Annotated in this window: 5 protein-coding genes; 1 reads left to right on the top strand and 4 read right to left on the bottom strand. The window is 41.8% G+C overall.

From position 1 onward, the window contains the following. Positions 1-55: 55 nt before the first annotated feature. From V7L29_RS15895 to V7L29_RS15885, 3 genes are all read right to left on the bottom strand, one after another. Positions 56-565: an SDR family NAD(P)-dependent oxidoreductase gene (locus tag V7L29_RS15895; protein WP_334736094.1), complete on the bottom strand. Its 510-nt coding sequence runs from the start codon at positions 563-565 to the stop codon at positions 56-58. Between the two features lie 134 nt (positions 566-699). Next, positions 700-1,554 carry an AraC family transcriptional regulator gene (locus tag V7L29_RS15890; RefSeq protein WP_334736093.1) on the bottom strand — a complete coding sequence of 285 codons (855 nt, stop codon included), beginning with the start codon at positions 1,552-1,554 and terminating at the stop codon, positions 700-702. Positions 1,555-1,909: 355 nt separating this feature from the next. Continuing rightward, on the bottom strand, positions 1,910-3,220 hold the full coding sequence (locus V7L29_RS15885; RefSeq protein ID WP_334736092.1) for a glycosyltransferase: 1,311 nt from the start codon (positions 3,218-3,220) through the stop codon (positions 1,910-1,912). Between the two features lie 681 nt (positions 3,221-3,901). Between V7L29_RS15885 and V7L29_RS15880 the strand changes: the two genes are divergently transcribed. Further along, entirely contained in the window at positions 3,902-5,197 is a 1,296-nt protein-coding gene (locus tag V7L29_RS15880) for a S41 family peptidase (RefSeq protein WP_334736091.1), read from the top strand. Positions 5,198-5,488: 291 nt separating this feature from the next. Here the strand turns inward: V7L29_RS15880 and V7L29_RS15875 are convergent, their stop codons facing one another. Then, entirely contained in the window at positions 5,489-6,049 is a 561-nt protein-coding gene (locus V7L29_RS15875; protein ID WP_334736090.1) for an aldo/keto reductase, read from the bottom strand. Between the last annotated feature and the right edge of the window lie 103 nt (positions 6,050-6,152).

The following is a 6,152-nucleotide window of genomic DNA, read 5'->3' as shown; positions in this document are numbered from 1 at the left end:
TCTGGCTTTAAGCTTTTTACTTGTTCGTAAGTCATCAATGCTACCCAACTCTAACTTACTTGTCCCACGCATTTGGGACTTTTGCAAGAGGTCTAGTGTCGAGAAAGTCTGCTGTGGGCTGCTCATGCAGTCTGGCAAACTTCGGGTTGAGAATGCCAGCATTATTGAAGGCAATATCCAACCTGCCATATTTGCTCACACAAGCTTCAACTAATGCCTTGACCTCTTGTTCTCGTCGGACATCAGCTCGCATATATGTGGCTTCACCGCCAAAAGCCTTAATTTTGGCTTCGACCTGTTTGCCCAAATTCTCGCGCCGACCACAGAAAAATACCTTTGCGCCTTCGCGGGCAAATGCATAAGCAGTACCTTCGCCGATACCAGAGGTTGCGCCTGTGATCAACACTACCTTCTGTGCAAATTTTCCATTCGAGTGAGTTGTCGTTTCTGGTGCAGGCGGAATCTGAGTGTTGGCGTTTGCTTTACTAGAAGTAAACACACCTACTAGACTTGCTGCACCCACAGCTCCCATTGCCAAAATTCGACGACGCATGTTGTCTGTCATCGCTGCTTTCCTTTACTGTTGTCTCAAGTTTGTTCATCCACTTGAAATCAAAGTAACAAGCAGCCGCGTTTGAGAAATTGTAAATTCTTGCTCAGTTTGCATCTGCAAGCGTTTGAGAAATTGTAAATTCTTGCTCAGTTTGCATCTGCAAAGTTATCCGAAGTGCTAATCGCTTTAGCAAATGCTTTAGGGGAAACGCCCACTAGTTGCTTGAAGGCTTTAGTAAAGTGCGCCTGATCATAAAAGCCTACTTGAAAGCCAATGTCAGTTAAGGTTGGATTACTTGAAATTTCAATCAGCCTCTTTGCCCGTTCCACGCGATTTTGCAGCACATATTGATGGGGAGCCAGTCCGATCGACTGTTTGAACAGGCGAGCAAAGTGATAGGCACTCAGATTCGCTTGGGCTGCCAGATCAACTAAATTCAGTTCACCTGTCAGATGGTCGTGAATAAAGTCAAGCACTTGCCTCAGTTGCATTGATGACAGTTTGCCGCGCGGTCGAGTCAGGTTGACCGTGCGATCGCCATACTGTTCGAGCAGGTGCAACGCAAAGGCTAGCCCCATTGATTCGCTATAAAGTATACCACCGTATCCTGATTCCAACTCCCGGCTCATCCGGGTTGCAAACTGAGTAATCACGGGATCAAATCCACCCCGCTGCTCCTGAAAGGCAATTTTTAAAGGGGCTTCAGTATCATGAAAAATCTGGTTGACAAACTCTGGTTCAAGGGCGATCGCCAGAATTTCTAAAGGGTTATGCCAGCGAGGGGTATTGATTTCGCCATGACTTTGCAAGCAGAAATCTCCCGGCTGTAATCGGGTCTGCCGCCATTGATTGCCCTCTTTCCATTCAAAGATTGTCGGTACGCCGATATGCACCATCAAGCGATGTCCTTGAATGTAATGTTCAGGAAATTCAGTCGATGGAATGCGATGATACTCGACCGTAATATTCCGCCAACCTGTGCTAGCACTAGAATACAGCACTGTTCCCTCTGGAGCTGACGGAAAGAGTCTACCTGTGCAATAGTCAATCAAGCAAATTTGGCTACTGGACATTAGTAACTGAGCAGCTTGGCACTTTCTTAATCATACAATTTGCTCATTATACGCTTGTAATCTCATTCAGTACTATAGAAATTTAATATAGATAACTTCATCAACCTTAATTTTGGATATTACCTGGTGTAAAGATGCGGCATCTGCAATTGTCTTCGATTTTGCAATTAAGTGACACAAATCTCCGATATTTCTAATCTAAGGTTGAATTAGAGGCTGTTGGGATTGCTGAGTATTGGATTGAGCTAAATTATTTATTGCATTATTTAATTGTTGTATTAACTTACTCAATTAACCCCAAATGCCGATGGAATGCTTCAATAGCATTTGCCACCCCATCCTCACCCCTGATTTTTTCTCCCAACTCTTGGGCTTTTGAGCGCATCTTCTCATCGCCCAGTACTACTTTAATCGCCTCTGCTAAGGTTTCTTCTGATACTTTCTTGTATAGTATTGGTTGTGGGCTTACTCCCAGTCGGGTTAGCTTCTCACCCCAAACTGGCTGATCTGCAAAAAAGGGTACTGTCACTGACGGTATCCCTGCGCGTAATACTGCCGCAGTTGTACTAGCTCCTCCGTGATGTACTACTGCCGACACTTGAGGAAATAACCAATCATGAGGAACTTCCTTAATCACAAACACTCGTAGCGAATCTTTTATATTCACTGTTCTTCCAACATCTCCCCAGCCTGACAATATAATCCCGCCAAGATGTGTTTTCTTTAAGGCTTCCACAATGTAGTGTGTGAGATATTCTGGATTGGGCATCGTCATGCTCCCAAATCCAAAACATAAAGGTAATTGCTTTCGTCCAAGAAAATCCTCTAGTTCCAGAGGTGGCTCGTATTCAGAGGCTTGGTCAATAAACCAGAAACCAGTCACATACGCCCAATGCGGCCAGTCATCAGGTTTTGGGATCACATGTGAACTAAATCCATACAAGACAGGAATTTGCGATACATTTGCCGGAGTCTTCTGTCTGAAGCGTCTGCCCAAATATGGTAAAGGCGGCAATTTCAAAGTTTCTGTTCTGAAGTGATTGAGTAGTGGACGATATCTTTGCCAGTGCAAAAACTCTACTAGCAAGTAGCTGCCATAGTTTATCACTTTCTTTAACGGGTTTTTAGCTATTTGAGCAAATCTCAAAAACCCAAACATCCCTGTGGGAGTCAACGGCAGAACTGATGCAAAAAAGCAAGGTACGCCTAATTTCTCTGCGATATGATATCCAAAGGTAGCTAGCGGCATGTAGATAATCACCTCACTTCCAATACACGCACCCCAAGCTGATTCCAACTGTTGAAGCAAAAGTTTATCTCCCTCTTCTTTTTTCAACTTTTCTCCCGCAATCAATTGCTGCCCTTGTTTAGATTGCAAGAACTCTTGAAAATTTCCAGCTATGGGTGCAAACTCTAAATCGAACTTTCTGACAAACGACTCAAAGTTTTCATGCGCTGCTACCTTTACCTTATGCCCCGCACGTTTTAACCCAATACCCAAAGCACAGTATGGTTGCAAGTCTCCCCTTGAACCTACTGTTAGGATCGTAATCTTCAGTTTTCGGCTTGGTGCTATAGGTAGACTTTGGCTCAAATCTTTTTCCTGCTGAAAACTCTAGTATCTAAAAATTGTACTAATTTCCTGTGCCTCTGGGCGATAAACCAATACAGTTGAAATCAGCTTGCTTTTTCGTAACTGTTCCCTTGCCTTCACAGAGGAACTTTCTTAACTGAACCACATTGAGCTAATTGCGATCGCTGTTGCATTGGTTAATATACATAGGACTTACGCACACTCTACGATTCTTGGCGTTATTGGCGGTCTTGGCGGTTCGATAAATTAAGCTTTTTGGCGATTTTTGCGTAAGTCCTAATACAGTCAAATACTATTAATGAATTTAAAATACATCTTTTAGCGCTTCTATCCAAAGTCTGATAAATATTAGTCATAAATGCATCAGGTTTTGAGGCAGGATAGCGTAGCGGTAGCAAGTCCGCGTACTCTTACAAAGAAGCAAGCTACGCGCAGCGTCTCGTAGAGAGCGTCGGTAGAAGGAGGCAGAAAGTAAAAACTCTATTTGATGCGTGAGTCATGTATTTATACCTCACTGACCTGCAAAGTACTTTATTTCTTTCTAATCTTGTAATTACGCTTTTTTTTTGAGTAATACTTCAAAAAGCAAGCTGACAAAAATTAAAAATAGTACAAGCGGAACTAATAACTAAGGATTTTCATCACTGGTGATAAAGTTATTGATTTTAGAGACACAATAACATGAGAACATTCTATCTCGCTTTCTTAAAAAATTCAGTTATAGTATTTATTTTAAGTTTTTCTATTTTGCTTATCCTGCGGTTTAATTCGCCGCTTCTGCCAATATTTGCCAAATCAGAAGCTCAGATTTTTGAGCAATTTTGGCAAACTATAAATGATAATTTTTACGATCCTAACTTTAATGGAGTAGATTGGAAGTCCATTAAAAAACAATATCAACCTCAGCTAATAAAAGCTAACTTAACTAAAGATGTTGCTAATGTCCTTAATCAAATGCTTTCTCAACTCAAATCTTCTCATACTCGGTTTTATACTCAAGATGAACCTGCTTACTATCAACTTTTAGGAATTTTCTTAACTCCAAATTCGGAATTAAATAAGCAATTAAAAAAGTTCTTCCCTAAAGGTAAAGTTGAATACACTGATATTGGCTTGTTCACTAAAGATATCAATGGCAAAACATTTATTAGTTCTATTCTTGATGAAAGCCCTGCGGCGAAAGCTGGCTTCAAGGTGGGGGATCAAATTTTAAATGTTGATGGTTACTCGTATGATCCAATACACTCTTTTGCTGGAAAAGCAGGACAAACCATCAAAATGTTGATACAGCGATCGCCTGAACCCAGCAGCCAGCAAGAAATTGCTGTCGTCCCAAAAATTTTTGATCCTAGCACGATGTTCTTGCAAGCTCAGACAGCCAGTATTAAGCTAATTGAGCAAGATGGCAAGAAAGTTGGTTATATTCATATCTGGTCAAATGCAGCAGACCCCTACCAGCAACAACTTCAAGATGAACTGATTTATGGTCGCTTAAAAAATGCAGATGCTTTAATTTTAGATTTAAGAGATGGATGGGGTGGAGGAGATGTTAGTTATCTCAACATCTTTACTGCCAAACATAATCTCAGAATCACTAACATTCCACGAAACCAACGCCGTTATACCTATAACTATCAATGGAAAAAACCTGTAGTGATGTTAGTGAACTCAGGCAGTCGTAGTAGTAAAGAAATTCTGGCGTTTGGGTTTCAACAAAGTAAGATTGGCTCAGTGATTGGAACTCAAACGGCAGGAGCCGTACTTGCAGGTCGTCCTTATTTAATGCCAGATGGTAGCTTGCTTTATGTTGCAGTTACGAATGTATTTGTTAACGGCAATCAAAGGCTAGAAGGTAAAGGTGTAATACCAGACATTAATATTCCATTTCCTCTAGAATATGCCCAAGGAGTAGATCCTCAAATACAAACAGCTATAGAAACTGTGTTACAAGCAAAATTATCACCAATAGATGAATAGCTTAAAATGCTTTTAGAGAGCTAAAACTAATTTCTTCTGTTTATCGATGAGTTTGCTTGCTAGGCTACTAATGTCAGGCACTTACTCACAAGAAAAGTACTTTCGCCTCGATCTTGGACATTTGATTTTTTAGCTATCCCCAGCTTCAGCTCACTCAAATAAGCGATCGCCATAATCTAGTCTATTGTTGGTGTGGAAACGAGCTACGCGCAATGCAGTTCATTTCAAGGTATATCCTTGACAGCAAGACAACAAAACTTTTGGGTTCGCTCCGAGAACTAGCTACTTTCCTTACCTTTGAACAACCGATGCCAGTATTTGGTCAATCGCTGCCAGTACATCTGTATCTAGGTGTACTCCTGATGCACCAGCATTATCAACAATTTGTTCTGGACGGCTAGCACCAATAATTGCTGAAGACACACGCTCATCTCGTAGTATCCAAGCTAGAGCTAATTGTGGCATACTCAACCCCAAATCTTGGGCAATGGGTTTGAGCTTTTGTACTGCTGTTAGTGTGCGCTCGTTAAATAACTCCTCCATCAAAAACGAATTCATCTTTTCGCTGGCAGCACGAGAATCTGGAGGTGGAGCCTGTCCTGGCTGGTATTTACCTGTGAGTACACCTTGAGCCAACGGCGACCAAACAATTTGACTGATGCCATTAGCTGCACACAATGGAAACACCTGTGCTTCCGGTTTGCGCCACAGCATGGAATACTGGGGCTGGCTGGAAACAAAGCGTTCAACATCAGGAAGATTTAGTGCTGCTTGGATCTGCTGCGGACTCCATTCACTAAAGCCGATGTAACGAGCTTTTCCCTGACGCACTACCTCAGTCAGTGCCGTCATGGTTTCTTCTCAGGACTTACGCAACTGGCACAGGGCGATCGCAATATTATAGTATTTAAGTACTATGTAAATTTGTATACTTAGAGAGCATGGCTGAAATTAG

The sequence above is a fragment of the Nostoc sp. genome, assembly GCF_036916575.1.
In the GTDB taxonomy this organism is placed as follows: domain Bacteria; phylum Cyanobacteriota; class Cyanobacteriia; order Cyanobacteriales; family Nostocaceae; genus Nostoc.
This window is presented reverse-complemented; position numbering and strand designations above follow the sequence as displayed.